The organism is Nocardia sp. NPDC050406, from assembly GCF_044459025.1.
Lineage (GTDB): Bacteria > Actinomycetota > Actinomycetes > Mycobacteriales > Mycobacteriaceae > Nocardia.
The window spans coordinates 1,690,891-1,717,844 of sequence record NZ_JBITIM010000002.1 but is presented as its reverse complement, the minus strand read 5'-3'; the positions used below and the strand labels follow the sequence as shown (position 1 = coordinate 1,717,844).

The following is a 26,954-nucleotide window of genomic DNA, read 5'->3' as shown; positions in this document are numbered from 1 at the left end:
ACAGAGTCGCAGGTGAGACCTCGTCACGATCGAGGGTTGACAAGCGTGATGGCCGCCCGTTTACATGTACCCGTGGCCACGGCATGTGTGCTGGGTCACATTGCCGGTGACCTCCCGCTCTCTGGGTTAAACCGTTCGGCACTCGCCGGGCTTCGGCCTGGCCAGGGAGAAAACTCCCGCTACGCCAACGGATTTGGGGCGGCTCGGCCGCCCGGGAAGGCAGCGGCGGCCATGGCACAGCCAATCCCCCAACACTGCGATCTACTCCTCACCGGCGGCACCGTCGTCACGGTCGACGACGCCCGCACCGTGCACCGGCCCGGGTCGGTCGCGATCACCGGTTCCCGCATTGTCGCGGTCGGAACGCAGGCCGAGCTCGCGCACTGGCGAGCCGACACCGTCATCGACTGCACCGGCCGGGCCGTCCTGCCCGGACTCGTCGACGGACACAATCATCTCGCCCAAGCCCTGGCGCGCGGACTGGGCGAGGGCATGTCGATCGTGCCGTGGCTGTGCGAATTCATGTGGCCCTACTCGATCGCGATGACCGGGGCCGACGCCATCGCCGCCGCCCGCCTCGGCGTGGTCGAGGCACTGCGGGCGGGTGTCACCACCATCATCGACAACCATTACGCCCCAAGTGATCTCGCCACCACGCTCGCGGTGGCCGACATCATCGAGGAGGCGGGTCTGCGCGGTGCCGTCGCGCGCGGCATGATCGGCGCCCGCACCGAGATCGCCGCCCGGCGCGGACAACCCGAGGGGCTGTTCCGCTACAGCGCCGCCGACGAGCTCGCCATGACGCGCGATGCCGTGCGACACCGTCCGCGCGGCTCGAAGGTCGAGATATGGCCCGCCCCATTGAATCTCACGTATGTCGATCAGGATCTGGTGCGCGGCTGCGTCGAACTCGCGGCCGAGTGCGACACCCGCTGGCACACCCACTGCTGTGAGGGCGGCAAGGATCCCGAGAGCTATCTCGAGGCCTACGGGGTGCGGCCGGTGCAGTGGCTGGCCAAGGAGGGGTTGCTCGACGAGCGCGCCACCCTGGCCCACGCCATCTGGCTCGACGACGACGAGATCGCGCAGGTCGGCGCGGCCGGGGCCGGGGTAGCGCACAATCCGGCCTCCAACGCCTACCTCGCCTCCGGCACCATTCGGCTGCGCGAACTCCGAAAGGCCGGTGCGGCAGTGTCTTTGGGCAGTGACGGGCCGAGCTGCGGGCATCGCCAGGATCTGTTCGAGGCCATGAAGCTGTCGATCTTCAGCCAACGGCTCGCCACCCTGGACCCGACCAGCTGCCGGGCCGAGGACGCGCTGGAACTCGCGACCCGCGAGGGCGCCCGCTACGCCGGTGTCGGCGCCGGTGTGCTCGAACCCGGGCGACTGGCCGACATCATCGTCGTCGACCTGGACCGGCCGCATGTGCAGCCGCTGCACCGCGCGGTGAGTTCACTGGTCTACGCGGCGCGCGGCTCGGATGTCGAAATCACCATTGTCGGTGGGCAGATCGTGTATCGCGACGGGCGCTGCCTGCTGATCGACGAGGACGCGGCGGTGGCGCAGGCCGCGCGGCACGCCGAACTACTCATCGCCCGCGCGGGCATGCACGGGCTACGCCAACCCTGGTCGCACTGATCTGTTTCCGCTGGGCCGCGGCCCTTCTTCACCACTCGACCCACCGCACCGTGGGCCCAGGAGTCACCATGAGAATCTTCACCCGACCCCGAAACCGGTCGGCGACACCCAGAGATGCCGTCGATTCGGTTCCGCCACTGCGCCATCTGGTTCCGCTCGGTCTACAGCATGTGATCGTGGCCTACTCCGGCATGGTCACCCTGCCGCTGGTCATCGGCCTGGGCATCGGGTTGTCCCCGGCGCAGATCACGACCTTGGTCACGGCGAACGTGTTCGTCAGCGGCCTGGCGACCCTGCTCCAGACGCTCGGCCTCTTCAATATCGGTGTGCGGCTGCCCATTGTCATGGGCTCCACCTTCACCGGCATCACCCCCGCCATCATCGTGGGCAAGGATTCCGGGCTGCCCGCCGTCTTCGGCGCGACCATCGTGGTCGGGCTCATCACCTGGCTGATCGCCCCGTGGTTCGCGCAGCTGACCCGGTACTTCCCGCCCATCGTGACCGGTACGACCATCGCGATCATCGGCTTCTCGCTACTGCCCAAGACGGCGACCATGATCGCCGGTTCCGCCTCGGCGGACGATCACGGCGCACCCGAACGGCTGTTGCTGGCGGGCGGCACCATCGTGCTGGTGGTGCTGTTGGAGCGCCTCATGCGGCCCGCCATCGGACGCTTCGCCATTCTCATCGCACTCGTCGTCGGGACCGTGGTGGCGTGGCCGCTCGGGCTGACCGACTTCTCCGCCACCGAGTCGGCCCCGATTTTCGGTGTGGTGGAACCGTTTTCGTTCGGCACGCCGACCTTCGTGCTCTCCGCCATTCTGCCGATGCTCATCGTGCAGATCGTCAATATGGTGGAGTCGACCGGCGATACGGTGGCCGTCGGCCAGGTGGTGGGCCGCAAGGTCGAGTCCGGCGATATCGCCCGGGCCCTGCGCGCCGACGGTGCGGGCACGGCGCTGGCCGGTGTCTTCAGCAGCTTTCCCTTCGTCACCTTCGGCGGCAATGTCGGCCTCGTCAGTATCACGCGGGTGATGAGCCGGTACGTGGTGGCCACCGCGGGCGTGATCCTGGTGATCATCGGCCTGATGCCCAAACTCGGGGCCGTGGTCGCCTCGCTGCCGGGGCCGGTACTGGGCGGGATCAGCGTGGTCATGTTCGGCACGTTGGGCGCGATCGGCATCAAATTGATGTTGGCGGCCGATTTCGGCAATCCGCGCAATCACCTGGTCGTGGCCATCGCGTTCGGGTTCGGGCTGATGCCGGTCGGGTCGCCCGACTTCTACGAGCAGCTGCCGGGGCCGCTGCAGACCGTGCTGTCCAGTGGGATCGCGGCGGGCGGTATCGCGGCCTTCCTGCTCAACCTGCTGCTCAATGGCGTCGAACGCGACGCCGCGCCGGAAGCACCCGCCGCCGATCCGGCGCAACCGCGGCCTGCGAGCTGAAATATCATGGTAGACAACGAATTCGATCGCAGCGCGCCGCCGAACAGTGCGGCCGATGTGGACGAGCGCCCACCCTTCCTCGCCATGCTGCTGCTCGGCCTCCAGCACACCTTGGTCATGTACGCCGGTGTGGTCGTGGTGCCCATCGTGGTCGGCACGTCCATCGGACTGTCCGATACGGAGCTGGCGAATCTGGTCAGCATCGATCTCATCCTCGCCGGTATCGGCACGCTCCTGCAGGCTCTCGGGTTCTGGAAGTTCGGTATTCGCATGCCGCTGGTCGTGGGCGCGGCGGCTAGCGGGATCGTGCCGATGGTGTTGGTCGGCCAAAGTCAGGGCCTGGCAACCGTGTACGGTTCGCTGCTGGTCGCCGGTCTGGTCTGGATAGTGGTCGCACCGTACTTCAGCATGCTGCTGCGGCTGTTTCCCGCGGTGGTGACGGGGACTGTCATCGCGCTGATCGGCCTCACCCTGATTCCGGTCGGGATACGCCTCATCGCCGGATCCGATTCGAGCGCAGCGGATTACGGTCGGCTCAGTCATATCGCGCTGGCCGCCGCGACCATGGCGTTGATGGTGATCTTCCGGCGGTTGTTCCGCGGACTGTTGGGCCAGCTGTCGATACTCGCGGCGCTGGTGGTCGGCGCGATCGTGGGCTGGGCGACCGGCATCGGCAGCCTGACCGAGATCGGGTCCGGTCCGATCGTGACGGTGATGAGTCCATTCCACTTCGGGGCCTTGCAATTCCACGTCCCCTCGATCCTGCTGTTCCTCGTCATCGTCTTCGTGCTGATGGTCGAGGGTGCGGGCCAGGGCCTGGCCGTCGGCGAGGTGGTGGGAAAGCCGCTGGGGCCCACCGAGATTGCCCGGCTGCTACGGGTGGACGGCCTGATGACGGCGGTGAGCGGTGTCTTCAACGGCTTCGTCTACACCACCTTCGGGCAGAATATCGGGCTCATCGCGCTCACCGGGGTGCGCAGCCGCTTCCCGGTGGCCATCGGCGGGGTGATCCTGCTGGTGCTCGGGCTGGTGCAGCCGGTCGGCCGGATCGCCGCCGCCATTCCCGAGCCCGTCATCGGGGCGGCCGCGATCGTCACCTTCGGCGCATTGACGGTGGCGGGCATGCAGATTCTGGCGCGGGTCGATCTGGGCCGGTCCAGCAATCTGATGATCGTCATGCTGTCGCTGGGTGTGGGCTTGGTGCCCGCCTACGCGCCGCGTTTCTACCACCAGCTGCCCGCGTTCGCCGAGATGTTCTTCAAGAGCGGCGTGGCCACCGGCACCGTACTCGCGCTGGTGCTCAATGTCGTCTTCCACGCGCGGCGGCGCTCCGCCTCCGATACCGCGTCGGCCCCCGCGCCCTGATCCAGTCAGAAAGTCCGTCATGCCATACGAATTCATCGACGACGCGAGGTCGTCCGCACGGCCCAGGTTGGTCGTCGGCATCACCGGTGCCAGCGCACCGCATCTCGCCATCCATCTGCTCACCGCGCTGCATCGGCTGAAAATCGTTGAGACGCACCTGATCGTGTCGCGCGCGGCACATCGCACCCTCGAACTCGAGACCGGGGTGCGCCCTGACGACCTCGCCGCGCTCGCGGACGTGCACCACCAGCGCGGCGATATCGCGGCGAGTATCGCCTCCGGGTCGTTCCTCACCATGGGCATGGTCGTGGTGCCGTGTTCGATGAAGAGCCTGGCCGCCATCGCGCACGGCTACTCCGACGACCTTCTCACCCGGGCCGCCGACGTCTGTCTCAAGGAGCGACGGCGGCTGGTGCTGGTCACCCGCGAAACCCCGTTGAGTCTCGTGCATCTGCGCAATATGACGGCGGTGACCGAAGCGGGAGCCATTGTGCTGCCGCCGGTTCCGGCGTTCTACCAGCAGCCGAACTCCATCGAGGATCTGCTCGCCCATCTGAGCGGGAAGATTCTCGACCAGTTCGGAATCGAGCACGACCTGTCGCTGCGGTGGCAGGGGGCGGCGCATCGACTGGTCGGAGGTGTGGCCCGATGACCGCGCACGAACTGTCCCGGCGGCAGGATCCGCACGCCTTCCTCGCGGACTACCTCGCCGCCTACCCCGACGATGTGCTGGCGCTGGACGATCCGATCGACGCCGACCAAGGGGTGACCGGGCTCATCTACGAGCTCGCGGCACGCGGCCGCGACGAAATGTTGGTGTGCCGCAAGGTCGATGGCGTCACGGTCCCGGTGGTGAGCAATATGTTCGCCTCGCGTCGACGGATCGCCCGCATGCTCGGGGTCGAGCCGCACGAACTGCACGAGGCGTTCGCCAGCCGGGCCGCGAATCCCTTGGCCCCCAGGTGTGTCGAGTCCGGGCCGATTCTCGACAGCGTCGAGACCGACGTCGACCTGGCGACGGTGCCGATGCTGCGCCACTTCGCCTCCGACCGCGCGCCCTACATCACCAGCGGCATCATCGTCGCGGAGGATCCCGACACCGGGGTGGGGAATATGAGCTACCACCGCTCGATGGTCCACTCCCCCAACGCCTTGGCGACGAGCCTGCATTCGCGGGGCGACCTGTGGCGCATGCTCGCCAAGTACGCCGAACGGGGTGAGCCGATGCCCGTGGCCATGGTGATCGGCGGGCATCCGCTGTTCATGCTCGCGGCCTCCGCGCGCGTCGGCTACGAGGTCGACGAGCGGGCCATCGCGGGCGGGCTGTTGGGCGAGCCGCTCGATCTCGTGCCCACACCGCGCCACGGCATCGGGGTTCCGGCCTGGTCGGATTTCGTGCTGGAGGGCACCATCGACCCGACCGCGCACGCCGAGGAGGGGCCCTTCGGCGAATTCTCCGGCTACTCCTCGAATCGCTCCACCAACAATGTGCTGCGCGTGACCTCGATCATGCGACGCCGGGAACCGATGCTCTTCGATGTCGAGGGCGGCAATACCGCCGAACACCTCAATCTCGCTCGTATTCCCCGGGAATCGGAGATGGCGGAGAAACTCAAATCGCGTTTTCCGGATGTGACGGCCGTGCACTATCCGACGTCGGGCACGCATTTCCACTGCTATGTGGCGCTGCGGCAGCGACGTCCCGGACAGGCCCGCCAGGTCATGCTGGGGCTGCTCGGCTGGGATCCATATGTCAAGACGGTCGTCGCCGTCGACAGCGATATCGATATCACCGACGACTCCGCGGTGCTGTGGGCGCTGGCCACCCATTTCCAGCCGCACCGCGACATTCTCACCGTCGACGGGCTCCCCGGGTCACCACTGGATCCCTCGTCGACCAGCGACGGAACCACCTCCCGGATGGGGCTCGACGCGACGCGCGGCCCGGACTTCGAGGGCCGTCGCATCGAAATCGCCCCGGACGCACTGGCCCGGGCGCGCCGCATTCTCGAATCCACGACGCCACAAGGAGAAACACATGTCTGAGCACGGCAAGATCCCGGTAACCGTTCTGACCGGATTCCTCGGTTCGGGGAAGACGACCCTGGTCAATCACATTCTCACCGCGAATCACGGGCACCGCATCGCGGTCATCGAGAACGAATTCGGTGAGATACCCATCGACAACGATCTCGTCCTGAACGCGGACGAGAAGATCATCGAGATGAGCAATGGGTGCTGCCTGTGCTGCACCGCGCGCACCGATCTCATCGAGATCCTGCGGTCGCTCTTGGCGCGCAGCGACCGGTTCGACCGCATTCTCATCGAGACCAGTGGGCTCGCCGACCCCAATCCGGTGGCACAGACCTTCTTCGTGGACGACGAGATCGCCGAGCATTTCGCGCTCGACGCCATTGTGACGCTGGTGGACGCCAAGCACATTCGGGCTCATCTCGACGAGGACGGGCACGACGGCGTGGGTTCGCATGTGGTTGACCAGATCGCGTTCGCGGACCGGATCGTCATCAACAAGGTCGACCTCGTCGATGCGGACACGGTGCGCGCGGTGGAGACGTCGGTGCGCGCGATCAACGCGACCGCGGACATCCTCACCTCGCAGTACGCCGCCATCGATCTCGCCGACGTATTGGGTATCGGAGCCTTCGACATGGCGCGGACCATGGCGGGCGATCCGCATTGGCTCGACGAAGACAGCCACGAGCACGATCCGCACCTGACCTCGGTGGGCATCGAACTCGACGGACGGTTCGATCAGCGGGCCCTGGAGTCCTGGCTCACCGCGCATCTGGCCGAACGCGGCGGTGACGTCTATCGCATGAAGGGGTTGTTCGCCGTCGCCGACGACAGCCGCCGATTCGTACTCCAGGGCATTCACACCATGTTCGAGATTCGACCGTCCGCGCCGTGGCAGGAGGAACCCGTCGGCAAGGTCGTGTTCATCGGACGCGACCTCGACCGCGAGGCGCTGACCAGTGGACTGCGGTCCTGCCTCGTCGGGTGAGCGCGCGTAGCGAAAAGGAGTGCTCTGCTATGGAATTCCTACGACCCGGCAGCTGGGCCGAGGCGTTGGCGGCGAAGGCCGCGTACCCGGAGGCGCTGCCGATCGCGGGCGGCACCGATGTGATGGTCGAGCTCAATTTCGACGTCACACGGCCGTCGGCACTGCTCGATCTGACCGGTATCGGCGAGCTCACGGAGTGGGGGGCGGTCGGTGACACGCTGCGCGTCGGCGCGGGGGTCAGCTACACCAGGCTGATCACGGAACTCGGCGCGCTGCTACCGGGATTGGCGATGGCCGCGCGGACCGTCGGCTCACCGCAGATCCGCAATCGCGGGACCGTCGGCGGCAATCTCGGCGCGGCTTCGCCCGCGGGCGACGCGCATCCGCCGCTGCTCGCCAATGACGCTGTGGTGGAGGCGCATTCGGTGCGCGGTATCCGGCATATCCCGATCACCGAGTTCTATACCGGCGTCAAACGCAATGCGCTCGCGCCCGATGAGCTCATCGCCGCGTTCGTGGTACCGGCGGCGAGCGGACCGCAACAGTTCTCCAAGATCGGCACCAGGAACGCCATGGTCATCTCGGTGACCGCGTTCGCGCTGTCGCTACACCCCGAGCGCGGTGCGGTCGGTACCGGATTCGGTTCGGCGGCACCGACTCCGCGGCGCGCGGAGGCGGCCGAGCGGTTCCTGAGCGACGAGCTCAACGCCACCGGGCGGTGGGAATCGCGCGCCCGGCTCGATCCCGCCGTGGTCGATCGTTTCGGGCAGTTGGTCGCGGAGGCGGCCACACCCATCGACGATGTGCGCGGCACGGCGCGGTACCGCCGCCACGCGCTGGCGGTACTGGCCCGGCGCACCCTCACCTGGGCGTGGAAAGACTATGGGAGAGAAAGGATGGCGGCCTGATGCGTGTCACCTTCACCGTCAATGGCGAACCCGCCACCGTCGACGAGGTATGGGCGGGTGAGAGCCTGCTCTACATGCTGCGCGAGCGCATGGGTTTACCCGGCTCCAAGAACGCCTGCGAGCAAGGCGAATGCGGTTCCTGCACTGTCTATCTGGATGGCGCGACGGCCTGTTCGTGCCTGGTGGCGGCCGGACAGGTCGAGGGTCGCTCGGTGCGCACCGTCGAAGGGCTCGCCGCCGACGCCGAGCTCGCGCCCATGCAGCGCGCGTTCGTGGAGGCCGGTGCGGTCCAGTGTGGTTTCTGCACACCGGGACTCATCGTCCAGGCCACCGATCTGATCGAGCGCAATCCGGAGCCTTCCGATGTGGAGATTCGGGAGGCGTTGGCCGGGAACCTGTGCCGCTGCACCGGGTACGAGAAGATTCTCGACGCGGTCCGGTTGGCCGCGCGGCGCGGGCTCGATCGTGCGTGAGATCGCGCATCAGCTGTGGGAATGGCACTGGGCCGGAGTCGATTACGCGCTGGCGACGGTGATCGCCGTCAGCGGCAGCGCACCCCGGCAGCCCGGGGCGGCCATGGCGGTGTCGGCGGAGGGGCAGGTGGTGGGCAGCGTCTCGGGCGGCTGTGTCGAGGCGGCCGTGCACCAGCTGTGCCTGGATGCGCTGGCCTCCGGTCGCGCGGTGCGGGAGCGGTTCGGTTACAGCGATGACGACGCTTTCGCGGTCGGGCTGACCTGTGGCGGGGAGGTCGAGGTGTTCGTACACCCGTCCCCCGGCAAGGCGCTGGCCCCGGCCCTGGACGCGTTGACCCGCGCGGAGCCGGTGACGGTGGTGCGGTCGCTCGACGCCGCCGCCCGCACCACCGTCGTACTCGGAGAGCCACAACGCGAAACCGGCGTGCGCGGTGCGGAATTCGTGGAGACCTACACCTCGCCCCCGCGAATGTTGATCTTCGGCGCGATCGACTACGCCGCCGCGCTCGCCGCCCTGGGCAGGTTGCTCGGGTACCGAGTCACCGTCTGCGACGCGCGACCGGTGTTCACGACGGCGGAGCGCTTCCCCGAAGCACACGAGGTCGTCGTGGACTGGCCCGACCGCTATCTGCGGTCGGTCACGGTCGATACCAGGACCGTGGTGTGCGTGCTGAGCCACGACGCCAAATTCGACCTGCCACTGCTGGAGCTAGCGCTGCGCCTGCCGGTCGGCTACGTGGGCGCGATGGGCTCGCGCCGCACCCACACCGACCGCGTGCGCCGCCTCCGCGAGGCGGGACTCACCGACCGCGAACTGTCCCGCCTGCACTCACCCATCGGACTCGACCTGGGTGGGCGCACGACGGCGGAGACGGCGGTGTCGATCGCCGCGGAGATCATCGCGCAGGTGCGAGGCGGCACCGCCTCCCCGCTGGCCGGGCTGGAAGGGGCGATTCATCGGTAGCTGTTCGCGCTACGGGTTCTCCCGGAGGGTGAGGCCGTAGTACTCGACGTAATATCCCCGGACCCGCTGTGCGTGGTCGCTCAGGCTCAGGTCGTGCGGCGACGCGACGCCCAAGCCACGCAAGGTGTCGACCATCATCCGGGCGAGCTTGCGGCCGTCCACCGCACCGATGTCGAAAACTCCGGAGTGGTAGGGAGATTCGATCCAATGCTCGAGCACAGCGGGTTGGACGGTGTGCGGGATCCAGCCGAGGGCTGTCGGGTCGGCGATATCCACCTCGAGATCCTCGGTGTCGAAGACGATCTCCAGCCGCTCGCCGCAGGCGATATGGAACACCACCGGGCCGCCGGTGCCGGGCACCAAGGCGTGGATACCGAGATCCAATTCGATTCCGAGCGCGTGGGTTTCGGCCGGAAGGGCGCGGAGGAAGTCGCCGAGGGTCGAGGCGAAGACCTCCCAGTCCGTGGTGCGCCACCGCCCCGGCGAGCCCAAGCCCGCATTGGCGGGGTCGTTGTTGCTGCCGAAGAACCCGCCGAGGGCGTAGTTCTCGCCGTGCCCCTGCCGCCAGAACCAGTTCTCCACCGGGTCGGTGGGCTGGAGCAGCAGCTCCGGGCCGTACTCCCCGGCGCGGAGCTCGAGCGAATTCTCGCGCTGACGCCAGCGCAGAAACGGGGTACCCCACGACGGTCCGAAATCGTAGAAGGGCCCGGGTTCGCCGTACGCGCCCATGATCGGTGCGGTACCGAACTCGTTCGTCAACGCCGCGGCGGCGTCCCGAAACGCGGCGACCTTAGCCGCGGCACCGCCTTCCGTCACCGCGACCGGCACGGACAACCCGACGTACTCCTCGCCGCCGTGCACGTAGTCCTTCTCGAATCGCCCCACCGGACGCAGCCGAGGCGCCCACCGCGCCAAGGTATTCGGCTCCGCGTCGGTGATCAATCGCGGGCCATCGGCAGTGTCGCGCCACTCCCAGCCGAGGCCCTGCGCCACCCCGCGCAGCGCCGCCTCGCTCCAGGCTCCGGTCTCCGCGTTTCGCAGCCGCCGCGCGACCTCGACCACGCGCGCCGCATCCCAGGCCATTGTCATTCCGCACTCCCCCACTGTTTTTCGTGTTCTCGGGGAGAGACTTTGCCACAGGGCACCGACAGACCGAGCGCTAGCGGTCGGTGTCGGGTGGGAGGGCGGCTTCGATCAGGTCGATGGTCGCGCGCGGGTCGTCGACCTGAATGACCAAGCGGGCGTAGCGGTCATCGCGCAATTCGATCACCACGGCTTTGCTGGCATCGCGGACATCCCAGAAGATGCGTTCGCCCTCGGAGTAGAAGGTGCCCGCGGTGATCACCCCCGGCAGGTGTGCACCGGGGGCGCGGATACCCTTCGGCTCCTTGATGACGCCGGGGTCGGCGGTGACCCCGCGGACATTGGCGAGTGGGATCTCGAGGCGACTCTTCAGCGCCCACAGCTTGTTCAGGCCCTCCATTCGGATGATCAACTTCTGGTCTTGGACAGCCACTTTCGCCAACGCGGGGCCTTTCTCTCGGAATTGTGAAGTGCTATCGGGGAATGTCGGTGGCCCGCGCGCGCAGGCGGCGGCCGAGGATCGTCGCCGCCATATCGGATCGTGCGGGAGTCGCGAACCCGTCCGAGGGTTCGCCGACAGCGGCGTCGAGTGCCGCGAAGACCGCGGCGACCTCCCGAGCCACCTCCGGGTCGACCGGTGCGCGCTCGACGGCGGCCAGCAGCAGGAAGTCGAGATCGCTTGTGGGCGACTCGGATTCGAGTACGGCCTCCGGGTTTGCCGCGATCTCGTCCACCAACGGACGCACCCGCTGTTCGATGTACCAGCGCAGTGCGGTCAGATACAGACCCCGTTTGCTGCCGAACACCTTGTACAGGCTGTTGCGGTGCACCCCCAGATGTGCCACCAGATCATCCACGGACACACCGTCATAGGCGCGCTCGGCGAACAGCTTCGCCGCGGCGGCCACCACCTCGGCCTCGTCGAACCCTCTCGGTCTCCCCATGACCCCAGTCTGACAGTTTAGGAACAATCGGTCAAGAACAATCGTTCCTAAATTGCCACGCGGTAGCGGACTGCGGTGGAGGAAGCCGTCCTCCACCGCAGCCGCATTACAGCGTGCGCAAGACGCGGTGTGCGAGACCGTTGTCCCGGATCGGCCGCAGCACCAACCGCAGCAGCGCCAGGGCATTGTCGTCGCCAGCCGTGCGATTGACGCTCAGCTCACCGCAGGCCAGGCAGTGGTGAATGATCATCCACTCCCCGTCCGAGCGCGCGGTCACCCCGAACGCCTCCATGCGGCCGTGGCACCGCGCGGCCCGGTCGCCCGGAATCCGGCGGTCCACGTGCAGCGAGGTCAGGCAGTTCGGACAGTGATTGCGATGCGCGGTGCCCGGTGCGTCGGCGGGCACCGCGAGTCGGCAACCGACACAACGGAAATCACGATGCCGGTCGCGGTCGTGCGGCAAGGCTTTGCGCCGCTGCGGCCGCTCGGTCATTCGGTTCACTCGCCGTGGCATGGATCCTCCTCCACGGACTCAGAGCGAGCCGAACCTCTCGAGCGGAAACGGCGGCTGCGCCAGTGGCCGCACCGCGATCCGCATGAGCACGAGCTGATTGTCGTCCCCGCACAGCGGATTGGCCGTCAACTCGTCGCACCGCACACACCGGTGGATCAGCATCCAGTCGCCGGTGCGCAAGACCGCGATGGAAATGGGGACCATACGCGCCCCACACTCACTGACCCCGCCTTCGACCTGGTCGATGACGTGCCGCGAATGCAGGCACGAGGGACAGTGATTACGCGGCACCCCGTCGCCAGCGAACCTGGACACGTCCAGACCGCACCAACCACAGGTGAACTTGTCGAGCTTGTGCGAAACATTGGTGGTAGACACCCGGTGACTCCTATTGCCGAAAACAGATGAACAGCAGGAGCAGGCCGAGTCGACCTCGATGAAAGCCCACGCGACCGAGCGCATGGGTGAAGGGCGCGCCGAAACGGACCCGTACGACATACCGTCAGCCGACGGCACCAGACGCGTCTACGCGGCGCGGCGAGGCGCACTCGGCGCTGGCCGGGTCATAAAACCTCTTTCCAGGGCGCAGGGCCCGATAGTCGTCGACAAGTCGCCGTGGACTCTAACAATCGTCCCGCGTTCGCCGCCACGCATTTTCGCGCCGCGACCTCACCAGCGCAGGACGGCCTCTATCTCATGGTCGACCACACCGCCGGTGGGCCGAAAGCCGAGCGACCGGTAGAAACCTTCCGGGCTGCCGGGGCCTTGGCCGTAGCTCGTGTAGAGCGCGGTGGTGCCGCGGGCCTTCAGCAGGGCGACAACCGAGTCGATCGTGCGGCGGCCGAATCCCTTGCCCTGGTGTGGCCCGGCGATCATGAATCGCCACAGCGATACGCCGGGTTCATCGGGGTCCATGCCGAGGTCGAGCATGACGAAGCCGACCGGTTGATCACCGTGGTAGATACCGCGAAACCAGGCCGCGTCGGAGAAGTGCGCTTCGGCGATGGAGATGCCGTTGTCCGCCACCATCTCCCGCTGCTCCGGCGACAAGGTATAGCTGAGCTTGCACACCTCCCACACGGTGTCCGCCGTAATCCTGCGCAGCTCTACATCCGGTCCACCGATCGAATCAGTCATGCACCGTTGGTATACGACGCCGAGCGAACACTCCAATGGATTTCCGCCGGTATCGGACTGCGACTCGGAAGGCGCCGTGGAGCAACACTCGCTATCGCTTGCGCGCGTTGGCTTTTCGCTTTTGGTCGAGTAGCTCCCGGTCGAGTGCCGCGGCCCACCACTCCTCGATCCGCTGCGGCGGCCAGCCGCGTTCGGCGATCAGCGTGGTGTAGACGTCGATATTGCACAGGGCGGCATAGATGTCGACGGCCGTGGCCAGATCCAGGTCAGGCCGGAGGGTGTTCGCGGGCCACGCGGAGAACACCTCGCGCCGGGTCCGATCCGCGAGCCGTCTGCCCTCCTCGTACGCCGCGGCCAAGTCGGGCTCGACGCGACCCGCCTCGCGTAGCAGGGCGATGAGATCCCCGGCGCGTTCGAACAGTCGGCGGTCGTAGCCGACCATCGCGGCGAGCTGCCGTCGAGGATCGGGTGTCGATTCCAGTTCGGCCACCATGCGGACGGGGTCCGCGGACAGATCCGCCGAGTCCACCAGCGCCCGCACCAACCCCGATTTGTTCGCGTACGCCGCGTACACCGTGGGCGCGGAGACCCCCGCCTCGCGCGCCACCTCGCGCACCGTGGTCGCCGCCCAGCCCCGGGCGAGGAACAACCGCCGAGCCGCCGCGGCGATCTCGGCATGGGTCTGCTTGGCCTGCGCCATTCGGTGCAGGGAGTCGTAGCGACGCCGTCCGCTCTCTGAGTCCACCATTGCCGGAAAGCCTACCAGGTCATATATTCAATATAACTCATGTAAAGTCAATTGCGGAGGTGCGGTTCATGGACTTCACTGCGTGGGCGGGCCTGGCCGGACTCGGATTCGTACTGCTGGCGCTCGGCATCAATGCGATGTACATCCGGGGCCGACTGCCGCTTCCGGTGTCTGCCAACGGTTTCGATGCCGTCGCCGAATCCTTCGCCACCGTGGGCGAGGCGCTGAAGCGGCCGTCGGTCGCGGCTCCGGCCGGATGGGTGTGCACCACGGTCTTCGCCGCCGGAATGCTGTCGGTGCTGTGGGACGGGGGCTCCGGTACGCAGGCGTGGGCCTTGGTGGGATTCGCGGGGGTGCTCATGCAGAACGCCACGTTCACCATGGTGGAGGCCCTGCGATTCGGTATGGCGGAGGCCGCCACCCGCAACCGGGACGCCCTCGCGGGCCTATGGGGTTCGAGCAATGTGCTGTTCGGGTTCAACCAGGTTTTCCTCGCCCTGGCCTTGCTCGGCTTCACCGCCGCCGGGTCGAGCGCCGGTTTCATTCCCGGCTGGCACGCGGCGCTCGGGTATACCAGCGCCGCATTGCTTTTCGCCTCGGCGTCGATCAGCCCCTACAACGCCACCGGCGCCAACAGAGCCGCCGCCATCGGCTTCGTCGGCTGGCTCGGTTGGGCCACCTGGATCGTCGTTTCCAGCATTACCCTGCTCCGCCACTGATCCTTCGTCGGCATTCACAGCCGCCGCGCCCGGTTCCCGACCTGGGTCGGGGCCAATTACGTTCGTCGAATCGCCCGTGGGCTTACTGTCTGTGTCCGGAGGGGGACTTGAACCCCCACGCCCTAATACGGGCACTAGCACCTCAAGCTAGCGCGTCTGCCATTCCGCCACCCGGACTCGGTGTCGCTGGGAAACCTTAGCGGATGAAGGTTCGAAATACCCAAACGCGCAGGACTTGGTTTGTTTTTCGGGGGTTGCGGGGTGGTGACAGTTGGTGTGGGACAGGGGGTTCGAATTGACGAGAGGACTAGTTACGAGAGCGTAGTTACGGTAGCGTACGGATGGTCGATGTCACTGTGGCCCCGGGGAGGGCATCATGAATCAGCCGTTGCGTGGGTTCGAGCGTTGTGTGGTGGTGGGGGCGGGGCCGGTCGGGCTCGTGGCGGCCCTCGCGGCAGCTCGGCGCGGGGTGTCGGTGTTGGTGGTGGAAGGTGAAGGGCGGCAACGGGTTCGACCGGGGAGTCGGGCGATTGTGTTGGCGTATCCGACGCTGCGGCGGTTCGATGCCGTGCTGCCCGGGTTGGGGCGGGCGGTTGCCGCGGAGGGGATCGGGTTGAGTGGGTACGACGCGTATTACGCGGGGCGCAGGGTTTTTCGGTATCGGGCGGGTGAGGGGGTGTTGGGGCGGGTCGCGCGGTCGGATCGGCTGGTGACCAGCTTGCCGCAGCGGGTCACCGAAACGCATTTGTACGAGGCATGTTTGCGGGAGGGGGTCGAATTCCGATGGGAGTCACCGGTTTCCGAGGTGGTTACGCGGCGTGATGGGGTCGAGGTGGTGTTGGCGTCCGGGGAAAGGCTCGGTGCCGCCTACGTGATCGGGGCGGATGGGGCGCGGTCGGTCGTGCGCAAGTCCATTGGCGCGACCATGCGGGGTGCTCCCGACGACACTCCGTTCATCATTGTCGATGTCGAGGCGCATCCGGACGGGTCGACGCCGACCACACCTGGCCATTTCTACTATCGGGAGCCGCGTGTGGACGGCCGCAATGTCATGCACATGCCGTTCCGGGGCGGTATGCGCATAGATCTGCAATGCCAGCCGGGAGACGATGTGGACTACCTCGCCAGCCCGAAGGGCATCCGCGAGTGGACATCTCGCGTGGTCGATCCCTGGTATGGCAACCACGTCACCTGGGTCTCCACCTACCGCTTCCATCAGGAGGTGGCCGATACCTTCACCGACCGCCATCACCGCGTCCTGCTCGCCGGAGAGGCGGCCCATCTCTTCGCGCCTTGGGGCGGGCGCGGCCTCAACTCCGGGGTCTTCGACGCCACCGACGCGGCCAGCGCCATTGCCACGGCTCTCGAATCGCGCACGCGCGCGGAGGCTGTCCGCGCCATCGCCCGCTGCGCGACCACCCGTCGCCGGTGGGGAGTCCACAACCGCGACGTCTCTTCGCGAGCTCTGCACGTCATGCGCGCACCGACACCCGCCATCCGCACCACCCGCGCCCTCGCCGCGCGCATCGCCCCGGCTTTCTGGCCCGCGGGAGCCTGGCTGGCCAACGGGCCGATCCAGCTGACACCGCCTCGCGTGGGCTCCCTCGACTTGTATTAGCGAGGGAGCTCGCCACCCGAAACATCCTTCATCCCAGGGTTTTTCGTGCCGCCCCGCGCTGGCGGGGCGGCACTCCGTCGGTTACGCGAACAGCTTCTCGTGCACCGTGATCCACTGGTCCGGGTGGACATAGCCGACGACGGTGTCGTGGGCTATGCCCGCGGCGGCCAGTGCGTCGTCCACGCCCCGGTATCGGAGGCGCAGCGAGGCTCGGACCGAGCCGCCCACGCCGGAGAAGCCGGTCCGGACCAGGTCGGTGTAGGAATCGCGGTCGCGCACAAGCGGTTCCGGGCGGCGTTGGATGCGCAGGATGGCGGAATCCACCGAGGGGATCGGTCGGAAGCTCTCGCGGCCGATACGGCCGCGCAACTCCCAGCCGAACCACGGCCAACTCGCCACCGTGACCAGGCTCCATCGCCCGTAGTCCCCGGTGCGTTTACGCGCGTACTCCAGCTGCGTGAGCAGCGTCGCCGAGGTGAGCGCGGGTGCCGCCAGACACCAGTCGACGATCTTCGATGTCGCCGAGTACGGAATATTGCCGACCACCGAGAACGGTTCACGCGGCGCCTTCGCTCTCATGAAATCGCCTCGGACAACGCGTATTCCGCTCACATCCCGCGTTCGCGCGGCGAGTTTCGCCGCCACCAACGGGTCGATCTCGTACGCGGTGACCTTCGCCCCACGCCGAGCCAAAGCCCGCGTGAGCGCACCCTCCCCCGCTCCGGGTTCGAGCACGATCCCACTCGGATCCGCCACCGCCACAATCGATTCCACAGCGGCGTCGTTCACCAGGAAATTCTGCGACAGCGTCCGCCTGGCCCGATCCCGCGGCGTCCGCCCACCACCTTTGACCTTCTTCTGGGTATGCGAATAGTTCCCGTACGCATAATCTTGCGCCACAGCACTTGCCCTTCCGGGTCTTCGAGTCGAATGAATCTCGAAGGGCCCAGGGCACGCCCGCGAACGCCGAAATATTACTCCGCGTCCGCTAGCGGGCCTGAGCCCGAGTGCCGCGGATCCGCACGGAGAAGAAGCAGGAACATGTCATGCGGGCCACTGTAGAAATGACCTCCCACACCCCGCAACCGAATTACGGGACGTCACCATGGCGGTCAGGCACAGTCCACAGGACATGCCACAAAGACCTTCCCGCCAGCCACCTGACGGAGCCGAGACCACCCGCGTACTCCTGCGTCGCATGCCGCCGCTCGATCTCGACCGCGACTCAGGCGCTGGTGGATCGGACCAGACCCTCGGTCGGCCTGAGGGTGGTGCAGCATGCGGCTCGCAAGAGGGCGGTGTTCGCTGTGCCGGGATCGCACTGACGTAGCGTGATCTCCGTGCCACAGTCCCGCCCTCGTCAGCCCCGTATGGACCTCGAAGTCCGGCGTGAGCAGGTGCTCGATGCCGCGTTGCGGTTGGTGCTGCGTGAGGGGTATTCGGCCGCGACGATGGAGGGTGTCGCGCGGGAGGCGGAGTTGGCGAAACCGCGTGTGTACGCGGCGTATCCAGGGCGGGGGCCATTGTTGGTGGCCTTGCTGGAAAGGGAGCAGGCGCGAGTGGCCGAGCAACTGGCCGTCGCCATGCCCGCGGCCGCGGATCGCACCGATTTCACCGCGACCCTGGTCGCCGCCGCCACCAACCTGCTGCGCGCCGTCGCATCGCACGCCGATTCCGCGCGGCTACTCATCCTCCCAGCCGACGACACCCCCGCCGAGGTACGCGAATACTCCACGCGCACCCGCGAATTCGCCCTGGCGAACCTCCGCGCCTTGATCGCCTGGGCACAAGATCACTCCGACGGGCCGGGACCGCTGGATCCGGAGATCCTCGCCGTCGCGCTACTCGCAGTCGGCGAACAACTCGTCCGCTTGGCTCTCACCGACCCCGAGAACTACCCACCCGGGCGATTGATCGAGTTCGTCGAACAGTCCGCCGTGCGCCTGATCAAGGGCCCTACGAGGTAGCAAAGTAGGGCCAGATCAAGCTCGAGCTCGCAGGCTTCGCGCTATGCGCGGCGGAGCAAGCTCAGGGCCAGAGGCTAGCCGTACGACGCGCGGCCGGAGCAAGTTCAAGGTCGCAGCGTCAGCACTGCCGCCGCGATGGTGACGGCCAATTCCAGCGCGGCGCCGAGAACGTCGCCGTTCAAGCCACCGAAACGCCGTACGCAATGTTGGACCAGCACTGTGGCGCTCCCCAGCGCCATGAGCACCGCGATCGGTCCCAGCCACCATTGGTCGGTGGCGAAACCGGCTGCCACGGCCGCGATTCCAGCCCAGAGTGCCCTCACGGCCGGTCGTTGCGTTCCCGCCACCAACGCTCCGAATCCCGCTCCGGGCGCGGCGTCGATCCCCCGCCGACAGGCGAACACCACGGCCACGCGACCCACGAGCACGGCGACCACGACCCCCAACCACCGCTCGTTCTCTACCAGTGCCGCGAACGAAACAGCTTGGATCCCAAGGGCGAACACCAGCGCCGCGACGCCGAACGGCCCCACTCCGCCGCTCTTCATGATTTCCCGAGCTCGCTCCGGCGGCCCGTAACTACCGAGCCCGTCCATGGTGTCCGCGAGCCCGTCCACATGCATTCCGCGCGTCACCAGCGCCAGCGCGGCGACCCCGACAAACCCGGCAAGCAGCGAGCTGGCACCCAAGAAGCCGAGTAGCCACATCAAACACGCCGCGCCCACGCCGATCAGGGCGCCCACGAGCGGTGCCCACCCGATGGCGCGAGCGCCCGCGGCGCGATCCACCGCCTCCGGTCCCCGGACCGGCAAGACCGTCAACCAGGACATCGCCAGTCGCACGCCATTCACGCGACGCCCCTGGCCCTGGACGCCCGATCACCAGGTATCCATGGCGGCATCGCCCGGGAAGCCTCCGCCACCAGTACCTGGTCGACGCCGAGCGCCGAGGTGGACGCGCGATCAGGGGGAAGTGGTGGCGGCGTTGGGCGAGAGGCTCGCGCCACCAGGTCCCCCTCGTGGTTATGCACTGGCGTCGTGGGAGGTGCTGACACCGGCTTCGGCGAAGGTGGCCATGTCGGCGAGGGCGGCTACGGCGGCGCGGAGGATGGGGAGGGCGGTGAGGGCGCCGGAGCCTTCGCCGAGGCGCATGTTCATGTCGAGGAGGGGGTCGAGACGGAGGCGGTCGAGGGCTATTTTGTGGGCCGGTTCGCTGGAGCGGTGGCCCGCTATCCACCAGGCGCTCGCGCCGGGGGCGAGTTGTTCGGCGACGAGGGCGGCGGCGGTGACGACCACGCCGTCGAGGATGACGGGGGTGCGGCGGGCGGCGGCGCGGGCGAGGAAGCCCGCGACGGCGGCGAAATCCGCTCCGCCCGCGACGCGCAGCAGGGCGTAGGGGTCCTTGACCACCGGGCGGGCCCGCCACAGGGCGTCGCGGACGGCGGCGGTCTTGCGCATCCACCCGGCGTCGTCGATGCCGGTGCCGCGGCCGACGACGACCACCGGTTCGGTGTCGGTGATGGCGGCGATGAGAACCGTCGCGGGGGTGGTGTTGCCGATGCCCATGTCACCGGCGATGAGAAGGTCTGCGCCGGAATCGATTTCCTCGTCGGCGAGGGCGGCTCCGGCGGAGAGGGCGGTGCGGGTCTCGTCCTCGGTGAGCGCGTCCTCGCGGTCGATGGAGCCGCTCGACCGCCGCACCTTGAAGGTGGAGATCTCGGCGGCGGTATCCCCGTCGACGGCCATATCCACCACGCGCACAGTGGCATCCGCCAACCGCGCCAGCGCGTTCACCGCCGCGCCCCCGTGCTGGAAGTTGGCGACCATCTGCGCGGTCACTTCACTCGGGTACGCCGACACCCCGTGCCGCGCCACCCCGTGATCCCCCGCGAACACCACCACTCGCGCCCGCTCGAACTGCTTCGGCGGACACACCCCCTGACAAGCCGCCACCCAATTCCCCAGCTCCTCCAACCGCCCCAGCGCCCCAACAGGTTTGGTCAACTCCCCCTGCCGCTCCTCCGCCGCAACCCGCACCGCCGTATCCGGCGCGACCACCGGCCCGAATTCACCCGTCACACCAGCACCTTTCGAAAGCCCCACGGTCCGCCCCGCACCCCCGGCCGCCTTCTCCGTCATCGCACCACTCATCGAACCGTCAGGGGCAGCGTCTCCACTACCGGACACCATGCCCCCGCCACCGGACACAGCGTCTCCACCGCCGGACGACAAGCCCCCACTTCCCGGCACTACGTCTTCACTTCCGGACAGCGCAGTACCACCCTCTGACGCTGCGTCTCCACTCCCGGGCACCGCTCCGCCAGACTTGTGCACTACGTCCTCACTGCCGGTCAGCCCGTCACCTGAAACACTCTGCGCACCAACCGGTTTCGCCAACGACGGCGCACTGTGGCCAGCGGAGTCCCCCGCGATGTCACTGGCGACTGCGGAATCGTCTTGCCCACCAGGCGCATCCACTCCACCGCTTGCCGACTGCGGAGAAATCCCCGGCGCGGCTACCGCTGCCACGGCCGCCTCGGTTGGGGTTACCGCATTCGCGCCGACACCAGTCAGTCCGCCCGAACTCCCACCCGGCTCGGTCGCCGTCCGGCCGATATCGCCCCCGCTCGCCCCGTCCGCACTGGATCCAGCCTCCGGCAACGCTTCCGCGCGAGTCCCCGACGCGACAGCGGCACCACCACCCGCATTCGAGTCACCAACACCCACCGCAGTGGCGCTCGTCGGCGTCGCACCCGAATCCACTGCCCAAGCGGTCGCTCCGGCAGCCAAGGCGTCGGCCGCATGTCCGCTCGTCTTGCTAGCGAGGTTTTCCGGCTTCACCCGCACCGGCTGCCCCGCGACCACGAGGTACACCTCGTCGCACACCTCCGCGAGGCGCTGGTTCAAGGTGCCGAGCTCGTCGCGGAACAGGCGGCCGGAGCGGGTCACGGGGATGACGCCTAGCCCGACCTCGGGGCTCACGATCACCAGGCGTTCCGGGTATGCGGCCACGGCGGCGACCAAGGTGTCCAGATCCGGGCCGACGGTGCCGCGCGGCTGTTCCCATGCCGCGCGCAGGTCGATGCGGGCGGTGAGCCAGGTGCCGAGGTCGTCGATCAGGGTGGCGGGGGTCGGTTGGGCGAGGCCCGCGACGGGGTCGCCTTCGACGACTGTCCAGTTCGAGGGGCGGCGGGCGCGGTGCGCCGCGATTCGCTCGGCGAAGTCGGTGTCGGCCGGATCGGGTGCGGCCGTGGCGATGTACCGCACCGGCCCCGAAGCGACCAGTCGTTCCGCGAAGGCGGATTTCCCGGACCGGGCCCCGCCTAGCACCAGCGTCCGAAGCGGCCTTGTTTGAGCAGTGTGCGACACGTCAGCACGGTATCAACCGCCACGCGGACGAGCGCCGCCCACGCCCGGCGAACCACGACCATCCGTGCGGTTCGACCGCGCCCCGGCGAACCGGGCCGACCATCCGGCCGCGAGCCCTACTGGTTCTGGACCGCCAACCGTCCGGCCAGCGCCACGAACGACGCCCCGAACACGCGCCGCATCCACGTCACCACGGCGGGCCGGGAAATGATGTGGTTGCGCACCGCCGCCGCGGCGGCCCCGTACACCGCGAACACCACGAACGTCGCCAGCATGAACAGCGCGCTCAGTTCGAACATGCGGAGCACGGCATGGGGTTCCGAGGCGGGTACGAACTGCGGCAGAAACGCGAAGAAGAAGATCGTCAACTTCGGATTCAACACGTTGACCAGAACCGCCGAGACGATCACCCGCCCCGCGGACGGCGTCTCTCCCGACTCCTCCGGCAAGGCCAGAGCGCCCTTGTCCCGCAAGGTATTCCACGCCATGTACAGCAGATACGCCACGCCGAGATACTTCAACGTCTGAAACGCCACGGCACTGGTGTTCAACACCGCCGCCACACCGGTGACCGCCGCGACCATATGCGGCACGATCCCCAATGTGCACCCGAACGCGGCCACCACACTCGCCCGCGTCCCCCGCGACAGGCCCGCCGCGAGCGTGAACAGCACCCCGGTCCCGGGCGTCGCGACGATCACCAGCGTCGTCAGCAGAAATTCGATGCTCATTTCCCGCAGCGTAACCGCCTCGAACGCGCGGCGGCACCCCTCAATTCCGGGAGTTAGAGCGCCCCTTCCTCCACGCGCGCCCCGAACCGCCTTCGATACTCCGTCGGCGCGATACCGACGAGCCGCTGAAAGTGGTGGCGCAGCAACGCCCCCGAGCCGAAGCCGCAGCGGTGGGCAATGGATTCCAGATCGAGTTCGGTGTCCTCGAGCAGGTGTTTGGCGAGCAGAATCCGTTGTCCGGTCAGCCATTTCACGGGCGTGGTGCCGGTCTCGGCGGTGAACCGGCGCGCGAAGGTGCGGGTGGACATGGCCGCCCGCGCCGCCAAAGCCTCGATGGTGTGCGGAAGTTCGAGGTGCTCGCTCATCCACAGCAGCGTTTCGCTGAGACTGTCGGAGGTGCATTCGGGCACCGGCCGTTCGATGAACTGCCGCTGTCCGCCGTCACGCTGCGGCGGCACGACCATGCGCCGCGCGATGCCATTGGCCGCAGCACTGCCCAATTCGCGCCGCACCAGGTGCAGGCAGGCGTCGATTCCGGCCGCCGTCCCGGCGCTGGTGATCAGATTGCCCTCGTCCACGAAGAGCACATCCGGGTCGACGGTCGCGCGCGGATACCGCTCGGCCAGTTCTCCGACGTACTTCCAGTGCGTGGTGCATTTGCGGTCGTCCAGCAGCCCCGCCTCGCCCGCGAGGAACGCCCCGGAGCACACCGTCAACACCGTGGCCCCGTGTTCGGCCGCATCGCGCACGGCCGCCACCACCTGGGGGTCGATGGGCCGCGACGCCGCGAACGGAAACGCCGGAATGGCAACGAGATCCGCGTGCCGCAGCTCGTCGAGCCCGTACTCCGGAGTCAGCGTGATACCGGGTGTACTGCTGCGCAGCGGCTTCCCGGGCTCCAGGCCGCACACCCGGAAGTCGAATCCGGGCAGGCCGTCCATGGTCCGGTCCAGCCCGAAAACCTCGCAGACAACCCCGAATTCGAACATGGCGAGGCGCTCGTTGAGCACCACGGCGACCTTCGACAACATGGCCACAGCCTAACTGGCGGAATCTTTGCGGACAATGACAGAACTGCCACTGTTGGCAGTAACGCCATGAGAGCAAACTTACTGCCATGCACGCTCTCACCGCAATCGTCGAAGCCGGAACCGTCATGGCGGCCCTGGGAATGCTCACCTACGGCGCGATGGCGGGCGGCACCTACACCGACATCGAAGAGGAGGCGTAGCCATGACCACGCTCGCCAGCGCCATCGCCGCGCACCCCACCGAACTCAGCACCACCGAACCCCGCACAGAGCCTCGGACACACGCCATGTTCGCCCGCATCTTCGCCCTGTTCAGCGCCGCCGGTCGCGCGGTGCCCTTCCACCGCGAATCCTCCTGGGGCCTCGCCGGTTCCAGCAATGTGATCGACCGCGACATCCAGCGCGCCAACGCCGAGATCCGCGCCATCACCAGCATGCGCGAACACGGCTAGGACCACCGCGTCGCCGCCCCGGCAGACCGAGTGGTCAGGGGGAACTGGTGGCGGAACGCTCTCGAACAATGCCGCCACCAATTCCCCCTCATGGATTGAAACCACGGATGGTGGAGATACACGTCGGCCCCGCGGCTGAGTTCACGACTCAGCGGCGGGGCCGATGTGGGTTCGCGGGTGACCTACACGCTGTCGCCCGGCGAGACCCGCGGCTTCGGCGCGCGCATGCGGCGCAGCTGCGAGGCGCGCACGAAGGCGTACCAGCCCAGCGACATGGGCTTGTCGAGCGAGTCCGGGAAGCGTTCCCGCACACGGTTGTTCACGATCCGGCCGAGCACGAAGCCCTCGGCGATCATGAACACCATCATGACCAGCATCGCCAGCGTGACGTACGCCTGCAGCGTGGGCGTCAGGAACATGGTCAGGATCAGCACCAGCGCGAGCGGCATGAACAGCCCGAGCAGATTGCGTCGCGCGTCCACCACATCGCGGACATACGCCTTGACGGGTCCGCGGTCGCGCGGCAGCAGGAACTGCTCCTCACCGGCGAGCATGCGCGCCCGGCGATCGGCATTGTCGGCGCGCCGCTGCTCGGCCGCAGCCTTGCGCTCCGCCTTGGTGCCGCGCGTGGCCTTGCGGCGGGCGCGGGCCTCCTTCGCGGTCATCGGGGCGGGTGCGACCGGCCCGCGACGCCGGGCTTCGGCATCCCGCCGCTTGGGCGTGGGACGGCCCTTACCGGGGGTCGGGGTCTCGGCGACCGTCGCCGAACCGCCGTTCGACTGAGCGCTGGAGCTGTCGTCGGTGCTGCTGGTCTCGCCGCGGCGCAGGAACTTCACGCCGACCAGGCTATTCGATACCTCGTCCGCGCGGACAATGTGGTCCGTTTCGATGTGTCTTCCGCCATAGAATCCCGGCGCGACCGGGGAGCGACGGTGATCACCCGGGTCCGGATCCTCCGACGACCTGCGGCCTTCCGCCATGCTCGGCGGCATCCTGCGGCAACCCCTCGCGGGTAGACGGCGTCCACCCGCAACCGCCCGCGTAGGATGAGGAATAAGCCGCCCGGGAAGCGGCGTTGACAGCTGTCGAGCCGTGCGCTGTTCACGGATTGAACACAGGTCCCATAGGAGAGTTCATGACTGCGAACGAGACCACCACTACTCACGGTGCGACTCTGACCGACGCCGCGGCCGCCAAGGCCAAGGCGCTGCTGGATCAGGAGGGCCGCGACGATCTGGCCCTGCGCATCGCCGTGCAGCCCGGTGGCTGTGCCGGTCTGCGCTACCAGCTCTTCTTCGACGACCGCTCGCTCGATGGCGACCTCGTCGCCGAGTTCGGCGGCGTGAAGCTCGCGGTCGATCGCATGAGCGCCCCGTACATCCAGGGTGCGTCGATCGATTTCGTCGACACCATCGAGAAGCAGGGTTTCACCATCGACAACCCGAACGCCACCGGCTCCTGCGCCTGCGGCGACAGCTTCAACTGAGCCATTCCGTCAGCGCGGAACCTCCGAGTGGGGTTCCGCGCTGACGCATGTCCGCCCCCGCGTCCGGAATCCGCAGCACGCCAAGTGCGCTCGGGGTCTGGAGCGCCCCGTCTCGGACAGTGTAGTTTTAGGGTGCGGTCGGTTTTCGGCCGTCCTCCCGCCGCCCACCGCCCCCGCGTCTGTCGTCCCGCATGCAGGTGTGTCCTCGCCTGGCGATGAACCCATCGTGCAATGAACCACAGCGCAACGACACCGAAGGATTCCGCACGTGACCATCGCCGTGTCCGCCTCCATCGCGACCGACCATCTCATGCGCTTCCCGGGCAAGTTCTCCGACGCGCTGCTCGCCGATCAGCTGCAGCATGTGTCGTTGAGTTTCCTCGTCGACGATCTGGTCATTCGCCGTGGCGGTGTCGCGGGCAATATCGCCTATGCGATGGGCCTGTTGGGCAGCACGCCACTATTGGTCGGCGCGGTCGGCGCGGATTTCGCGGAGTACCGGCAGTGGCTCGAGACCCACGGCGTGGACTGCTCGGCGGTGAAGGTCTCCGATACCGCGCATACCGCGCGCTTCGTGTGCACCACCGACGAGACCATGGCGCAGATCGCCTCCTTCTATCCCGGAGCGATGAGCGAGGCGCGCGACATCTCCATCGTGGAGCTGGCGCGCACTCGCGAGATCGACCTGGTGCTGGTCGGAGCGAACGACCCCGATGCCATGCTGCTGCACACCGCGCAGGCTCGGCAGGCCGGAATCCCCTTCGCCGCCGACCCCTCCCAGCAGTTGGCCCGCCTCGACGGGGAGCAGGCGCTGCGCCTGATCGACGGCGCCGCATACCTTTTCACCAATGAGTACGAGTGGGGCCTGCTGCTGCAGAAGACCGGCCTGAGCGCCGCGCAGGTGGCCGAGCGGGTCGGCATCCGCGTCACCACGCTGGGTTCGAAGGGCGCGCTCATCGTCGATCGCGACGGCACCGAACTGCATGTCGATGTGGTGCCGGACAATTCGAAGGTCGATCCCACCGGCGTCGGCGACGGCTTCCGCGCAGGCTTCCTCACCGGCCACACCGCGGGCCTGAGCCTGGAGCGTTCGGCGCAGCTGGGTTCGCTCATCGCCGTGCACATTCTGGAGACCATCGGCACCCAGGAATGGGCCCTGGACCACGATGTGGCGCTCAAGCGGCTACGCGCGGCCTACGGGCCGGAGGCGGCCGCCGAAATCGAGCGTATTCTTCGCTGAAACCTGCTCGCCCCCTGGCGGACTCCTAGGTCCCGCACACTGATCCCCGTGATCGAGGTGCGGGACCTTTCGTCGCGTACGTGATTACGCGGACCATATCTG

At 67.7% G+C, this 26,954-nt stretch carries 28 protein-coding genes, 1 tRNA gene and 1 pseudogene; 15 read left to right on the top strand and 15 right to left on the bottom strand.

Annotated elements, in window-relative coordinates:
- Positions 1-231 precede the first annotated feature (231 nt).
- From ACIBH2_RS21160 to ACIBH2_RS21120, 9 genes are all read left to right on the top strand, one after another.
- The gene (locus ACIBH2_RS21160) at positions 232-1,638 is read left to right on the top strand and encodes an amidohydrolase family protein (RefSeq protein WP_397119833.1); all 1,407 of its coding nucleotides are present in this window, start codon (positions 232-234) and stop codon (positions 1,636-1,638) included.
- 68 nt (positions 1,639-1,706) lie between these two features.
- Positions 1,707-3,083: a nucleobase:cation symporter-2 family protein gene (locus ACIBH2_RS21155; protein ID WP_397119830.1), complete on the top strand. Its 1,377-nt coding sequence runs from the start codon at positions 1,707-1,709 to the stop codon at positions 3,081-3,083.
- Between the two features lie 6 nt (positions 3,084-3,089).
- A complete protein-coding gene (locus ACIBH2_RS21150) occupies positions 3,090-4,448 on the top strand; it encodes a nucleobase:cation symporter-2 family protein (RefSeq protein ID WP_397119828.1) in 1,359 nt (452 codons plus the stop codon).
- Between the two features lie 19 nt (positions 4,449-4,467).
- Entirely contained in the window at positions 4,468-5,100 is a 633-nt protein-coding gene (locus ACIBH2_RS21145; RefSeq protein WP_397119826.1) for a UbiX family flavin prenyltransferase, read from the top strand.
- On the top strand, positions 5,097-6,494 hold the full coding sequence (locus ACIBH2_RS21140) for a UbiD family decarboxylase (protein ID WP_397119824.1): 1,398 nt from the start codon (positions 5,097-5,099) through the stop codon (positions 6,492-6,494). Before ACIBH2_RS21145 ends, ACIBH2_RS21140 begins: the two co-directional genes overlap by 4 nt.
- Complete coding sequence (locus ACIBH2_RS21135) at positions 6,487-7,470, top strand: CobW family GTP-binding protein (protein WP_397119822.1); 984 nt, start codon at positions 6,487-6,489, stop codon at positions 7,468-7,470. The genes ACIBH2_RS21140 and ACIBH2_RS21135 overlap by 8 nt, the downstream gene beginning before the upstream one ends.
- A gap of 29 nt (positions 7,471-7,499) precedes the next feature.
- A complete protein-coding gene (locus tag ACIBH2_RS21130) occupies positions 7,500-8,378 on the top strand; it encodes an FAD binding domain-containing protein (RefSeq protein ID WP_397119820.1) in 879 nt (292 codons plus the stop codon).
- Positions 8,378-8,851, top strand: coding sequence for a (2Fe-2S)-binding protein (locus tag ACIBH2_RS21125; RefSeq protein WP_397119818.1), 474 nt, complete (start codon positions 8,378-8,380; stop codon positions 8,849-8,851). Before ACIBH2_RS21130 ends, ACIBH2_RS21125 begins: the two co-directional genes overlap by 1 nt.
- The gene (locus ACIBH2_RS21120) at positions 8,844-9,815 is read left to right on the top strand and encodes an XdhC family protein (RefSeq protein WP_397119816.1); all 972 of its coding nucleotides are present in this window, start codon (positions 8,844-8,846) and stop codon (positions 9,813-9,815) included. Before ACIBH2_RS21125 ends, ACIBH2_RS21120 begins: the two co-directional genes overlap by 8 nt.
- Before the next feature lie 9 nt (positions 9,816-9,824).
- On the opposite strand, the gene ACIBH2_RS21115 is transcribed toward ACIBH2_RS21120, so the two are convergent.
- From ACIBH2_RS21115 to ACIBH2_RS21085, 7 genes are all read right to left on the bottom strand, one after another.
- On the bottom strand, positions 9,825-10,904 hold the full coding sequence (locus tag ACIBH2_RS21115) for a hypothetical protein (protein WP_397119814.1): 1,080 nt from the start codon (positions 10,902-10,904) through the stop codon (positions 9,825-9,827).
- A gap of 70 nt (positions 10,905-10,974) precedes the next feature.
- Entirely contained in the window at positions 10,975-11,331 is a 357-nt protein-coding gene (locus ACIBH2_RS21110) for a hypothetical protein (protein ID WP_397120945.1), read from the bottom strand.
- A 40-nt stretch (positions 11,332-11,371) separates the two neighbouring features.
- Positions 11,372-11,842, bottom strand: a complete 471-nt coding sequence (locus tag ACIBH2_RS21105) for a TetR/AcrR family transcriptional regulator (RefSeq protein WP_397119812.1) — start codon at positions 11,840-11,842, stop codon at positions 11,372-11,374.
- Between the two features lie 106 nt (positions 11,843-11,948).
- Positions 11,949-12,356, bottom strand: coding sequence for an RNHCP domain-containing protein (locus ACIBH2_RS21100; RefSeq protein WP_397119810.1), 408 nt, complete (start codon positions 12,354-12,356; stop codon positions 11,949-11,951).
- A gap of 18 nt (positions 12,357-12,374) precedes the next feature.
- The gene (locus ACIBH2_RS21095) at positions 12,375-12,734 is read right to left on the bottom strand and encodes an RNHCP domain-containing protein (protein WP_397119808.1); all 360 of its coding nucleotides are present in this window, start codon (positions 12,732-12,734) and stop codon (positions 12,375-12,377) included.
- 291 nt (positions 12,735-13,025) lie between these two features.
- Positions 13,026-13,493 carry a GNAT family N-acetyltransferase gene (locus ACIBH2_RS21090; protein ID WP_397119806.1) on the bottom strand — a complete coding sequence of 156 codons (468 nt, stop codon included), beginning with the start codon at positions 13,491-13,493 and terminating at the stop codon, positions 13,026-13,028.
- A gap of 91 nt (positions 13,494-13,584) precedes the next feature.
- Positions 13,585-14,241, bottom strand: a complete 657-nt coding sequence (locus ACIBH2_RS21085) for a TetR/AcrR family transcriptional regulator (RefSeq protein WP_397119804.1) — start codon at positions 14,239-14,241, stop codon at positions 13,585-13,587.
- Between the two features lie 68 nt (positions 14,242-14,309).
- On the opposite strand from ACIBH2_RS21085, the gene ACIBH2_RS21080 reads away from it, so the two are divergent.
- Positions 14,310-14,960 (top strand): 2-oxoglutarate/malate transporter, encoded by a 651-nt coding sequence (locus ACIBH2_RS21080; protein ID WP_397119802.1) that lies wholly within the window; start codon positions 14,310-14,312, stop codon positions 14,958-14,960.
- 92 nt (positions 14,961-15,052) lie between these two features.
- On the opposite strand, the gene ACIBH2_RS21075 is transcribed toward ACIBH2_RS21080, so the two are convergent.
- A tRNA-Leu gene (locus ACIBH2_RS21075) sits at positions 15,053-15,137 on the bottom strand.
- A gap of 199 nt (positions 15,138-15,336) precedes the next feature.
- Here ACIBH2_RS21075 and ACIBH2_RS21070 point away from each other — a divergent pair.
- A complete protein-coding gene (locus ACIBH2_RS21070; protein ID WP_397119800.1) occupies positions 15,337-16,578 on the top strand; it encodes an FAD-dependent oxidoreductase in 1,242 nt (413 codons plus the stop codon).
- A gap of 81 nt (positions 16,579-16,659) precedes the next feature.
- Here ACIBH2_RS21070 and erm read toward each other — a convergent pair whose 3' ends face one another.
- Positions 16,660-17,478, bottom strand: a complete 819-nt coding sequence (erm, locus tag ACIBH2_RS21065) for an ErmE/ErmH/ErmO/ErmR family 23S rRNA (adenine(2058)-N(6))-methyltransferase (RefSeq protein WP_397119798.1) — start codon at positions 17,476-17,478, stop codon at positions 16,660-16,662.
- 440 nt (positions 17,479-17,918) lie between these two features.
- On the opposite strand from erm, the gene ACIBH2_RS21060 reads away from it, so the two are divergent.
- Positions 17,919-18,545 carry a TetR/AcrR family transcriptional regulator gene (locus ACIBH2_RS21060; RefSeq protein ID WP_397119796.1) on the top strand — a complete coding sequence of 209 codons (627 nt, stop codon included), beginning with the start codon at positions 17,919-17,921 and terminating at the stop codon, positions 18,543-18,545.
- 104 nt (positions 18,546-18,649) lie between these two features.
- Here ACIBH2_RS21060 and ACIBH2_RS21055 read toward each other — a convergent pair whose 3' ends face one another.
- From ACIBH2_RS21055 to ACIBH2_RS21035, 5 genes and pseudogenes are all read right to left on the bottom strand, one after another.
- A complete protein-coding gene (locus tag ACIBH2_RS21055; protein WP_397119794.1) occupies positions 18,650-19,396 on the bottom strand; it encodes an adenosylcobinamide-GDP ribazoletransferase in 747 nt (248 codons plus the stop codon).
- 171 nt (positions 19,397-19,567) lie between these two features.
- Positions 19,568-20,623, bottom strand: a complete 1,056-nt coding sequence (gene cobT / locus ACIBH2_RS21050; protein WP_397120943.1) for a nicotinate-nucleotide--dimethylbenzimidazole phosphoribosyltransferase — start codon at positions 20,621-20,623, stop codon at positions 19,568-19,570.
- Between the two features lie 774 nt (positions 20,624-21,397).
- Positions 21,398-21,874: pseudogene (locus ACIBH2_RS21045) on the bottom strand (bifunctional adenosylcobinamide kinase/adenosylcobinamide-phosphate guanylyltransferase); the annotation flags it as partial.
- A 155-nt stretch (positions 21,875-22,029) separates the two neighbouring features.
- Entirely contained in the window at positions 22,030-22,644 is a 615-nt protein-coding gene (locus ACIBH2_RS21040; protein ID WP_397119792.1) for a LysE family translocator, read from the bottom strand.
- 53 nt (positions 22,645-22,697) lie between these two features.
- The gene (locus ACIBH2_RS21035; RefSeq protein WP_397119790.1) at positions 22,698-23,675 is read right to left on the bottom strand and encodes a GlxA family transcriptional regulator; all 978 of its coding nucleotides are present in this window, start codon (positions 23,673-23,675) and stop codon (positions 22,698-22,700) included.
- 202 nt (positions 23,676-23,877) lie between these two features.
- Here ACIBH2_RS21035 and ACIBH2_RS21030 point away from each other — a divergent pair, with 202 nt between their 5' ends.
- A complete protein-coding gene (locus ACIBH2_RS21030) occupies positions 23,878-24,126 on the top strand; it encodes a hypothetical protein (protein ID WP_397119788.1) in 249 nt (82 codons plus the stop codon).
- 182 nt (positions 24,127-24,308) lie between these two features.
- Here the strand turns inward: ACIBH2_RS21030 and ACIBH2_RS21025 are convergent, their stop codons facing one another.
- Positions 24,309-24,962, bottom strand: a complete 654-nt coding sequence (locus ACIBH2_RS21025) for a DUF3043 domain-containing protein (RefSeq protein WP_397119786.1) — start codon at positions 24,960-24,962, stop codon at positions 24,309-24,311.
- A 299-nt stretch (positions 24,963-25,261) separates the two neighbouring features.
- On the opposite strand from ACIBH2_RS21025, the gene ACIBH2_RS21020 reads away from it, so the two are divergent.
- Entirely contained in the window at positions 25,262-25,612 is a 351-nt protein-coding gene (locus tag ACIBH2_RS21020) for a HesB/IscA family protein (RefSeq protein ID WP_397119784.1), read from the top strand.
- Positions 25,613-25,880: 268 nt separating this feature from the next.
- On the top strand, positions 25,881-26,852 hold the full coding sequence (locus tag ACIBH2_RS21015) for a carbohydrate kinase family protein (RefSeq protein ID WP_397119782.1): 972 nt from the start codon (positions 25,881-25,883) through the stop codon (positions 26,850-26,852).
- Positions 26,853-26,954 lie beyond the last annotated feature (102 nt).